The sequence below is a fragment of the Methylocaldum sp. RMAD-M genome, from assembly GCF_017832375.1.
Lineage (GTDB): Bacteria > Pseudomonadota > Gammaproteobacteria > Methylococcales > Methylococcaceae > Methylocaldum.
Genome location: NZ_JAFIBZ010000063.1, coordinates 1 through 2,305 on the forward strand (window position 1 = coordinate 1; position 2,305 = coordinate 2,305).

The window sequence follows — 2,305 nt, forward strand, 5'->3', positions numbered from 1 at the left end:
CGGCTAGTAGTTACATTGGCCCAAAGAATGGGCATTACAGGTACTCCTACAGGGGACTCTCACCCCATCAGTTCATGCCCATGTCGGGCGTACACCCATCATTCCACCGGACCTGCGCAAAGAGCCGCGCAGGCCGGTGAATTCAGACGTTATGCGTAACTCTCGATTGCGCTACTTAGTGGGTGCTGGGCTACTACTGGTCGCTGGCGCGACTGCCGCGGATGAACTGAGAAAAGGAATAGAGCGTCAAGCGGCCGAGATCTGCGGTTGCAGCCGTTCCGAACCTTGTCTGATCGAAATCTCGGAACGGGACCAAGGTTACAGTGTTGGAGTTCTGAAAATTGTCGCCATTGACGAGGGCGGAATCGCGAGAGTTCTTCCTTCAAAGACATACATCATGTTCGACTCCAAGGGGGGATTCGTGAAGAAGGTCGGTACTCCATGAAATTGTGCGACGCAGGCTATTCCATTGCGAGCTATGGAGATAATGGGCGCGAAATCTCGCATAACAACCGCATGCAGCCGACGCGGCTAATGCGGAGCGTTATGCCCTGAGAAGAACATGAGACTCAACGGGTGGCAAAGAGCGTGGGTCGTCCTATCAGTCGTCTGGATCGCCGCTATCTCGTCCGTGGCAATCACTTCGCAGCGTTCTGAGGAACAGAGATATAACGACTTGTTCAATGAGCTAATCCAGTATCTAATCGCACAGTCCACGGATCTACGTGGCCACACCACAGTATCGGTGCGGGCCGCTTACTCCGATATGTCGGATAGGCAGCTCGTAGAGGCCGCGCATGACAAATATTTGAACAAACATCCTGCATACAGATACGGCTTCTCGGAAATTGACGCGAAGCACAGCCCAGGAACTGCGAGCACCCTCACGCCAAACTTGCAGCGGGGCTTGGCGGCGTTGGGCGTGCCTTTAGCTCTATACTTGCTGGGTGTAGCAGTGGCGTGGGTGCGCGCGGGGTTCAGGCGTGCATAACAACGCCACCAACTCGGACGGCAAAAAGCGTCGCTTCTTCGTCGCGCCACTTTTTGCCGCCGGTTATGGCGAACGTTAGGCAACAAAAACTTAGGATTACGTCATCATGGACTTCAAGTGGTCTGATTCGGAGAAAAAAGTCGCAAGGCGAGCCTTTGATAAAGCGCTCGAGAAGGAATGCGCTTCAATCATGGCCAAGTTCAAAGATATGGCCGCGAAGGTGGAAAAACCCGAAGACCTTTGGGCGGTTCACGACTACCTCACCAAGCAACGAAGAGCGATTGATGAAAAATACGATTACCGCTATTCGCAACTGATCTTTGTATTTGCAAGGTTACTGGGCGAGAAGTGGATCGATGAAAAAGACCTACACGGTCTGAGTGCAGAGAAGCTTCAGGCCATTCAGTACATCTTGTCCAGGTAAGCGGCTATGAAAATACAGACAGTTTTGGCCGCCAGCCCTAACTATCCAGTCAACCGGACCGCCGGCAACCGTCGTCGCTCTAGCCTGCCGCCTCGCGCGGCGTCCGGTTACTTTCGCCGTTGGGCCTGTCAAGGAAAGTGACCATGACTACTTTGTTTTCATCCTGGTCACTGTTTTCCGCATTCTTGCTTGCGAGCGTTGTGCTCGCAGTTACGCCAGGCCCGGGCGTGTTCTACATCGTTACTCGGAGCCTCGTCCAAGGCCGCCGTTCGGGGCTGGTTTCAGTGGCTGCTGTCGCTTTTGGTAACCTTGGCAATGTATTTGCCGCATCTGTCGGTCTTGCAGCTTTGTTTGCTGTTTCCTCAGCCGCCTTCACAGTCGTCAAGTACGCAGGGGCCTTCTACCTTGTTTATCTTGGTGTGCAAATGTTGCGTGAGTCACAAGCCGAGGTTTCAACCTCCGTGCCTCAGGCAGCACCAGTTGGCCACATCTTCCGCGATGGCTTCGTTGTAGCGCTGTTTAACCCAAAGACCACAGTTTTCTTCGCTGCGTTCCTGCCCCAGTTCTTGAGCCCGGAGGCATCGCCGATGTTTCAAACTATGGCGCTCGGTTCGATCTTCGTTGCAATTGCCGCAGTCACGGACAGCACCTATGCCTTAGCGGCCGGTGCAGTCGCACCCGCGTTGACGCGCGCTCGTGGCGCCCGTCGTATCGGTTGTTGGCTTGGGGGTGGGGCGTTTATTGGCCTCGGCGTTTTCACCGCGCTGGCGGGGTCTCGCAGTGCCAAATAGGCCCAATCGGGTAACCAGGGGTTTCTAACCCCCAGTCCCCACACCACCACGGCATGCGGGTCCGCACCGGGCGGTTCACGAAAAGGGAGCACACGACGA

Annotated in this window: 2 protein-coding genes; both read left to right on the forward strand. The window is 55.1% G+C overall.

The window, feature by feature from the left end:
• Positions 1 to 1,097: 1,097 nt before the first annotated feature.
• A complete protein-coding gene (locus tag JOD69_RS24395) occupies positions 1,098 to 1,415 on the forward strand; it encodes a hypothetical protein (RefSeq protein ID WP_166642655.1) in 318 nt (105 codons plus the stop codon).
• A 143-nt stretch (positions 1,416 to 1,558) separates the two neighbouring features.
• Entirely contained in the window at positions 1,559 to 2,206 is a 648-nt protein-coding gene (locus JOD69_RS24400) for a LysE family translocator (RefSeq protein WP_077730030.1), read from the forward strand.
• Positions 2,207 to 2,305: the final 99 nt, after the last annotated feature.

What these genes read in the sequence shown, in the direction of transcription:
- JOD69_RS24395 (WP_166642655.1), top strand. Translation starts at nt 1,098, where the DNA reads ATGGACTTCAAGTGGTCTGATTCGGAGAAAAAAGTCGCAAGGCGAGCC.
- JOD69_RS24400 (WP_077730030.1), top strand. Translation starts at nt 1,559, where the DNA reads ATGACTACTTTGTTTTCATCCTGGTCACTGTTTTCCGCATTCTTGCTT.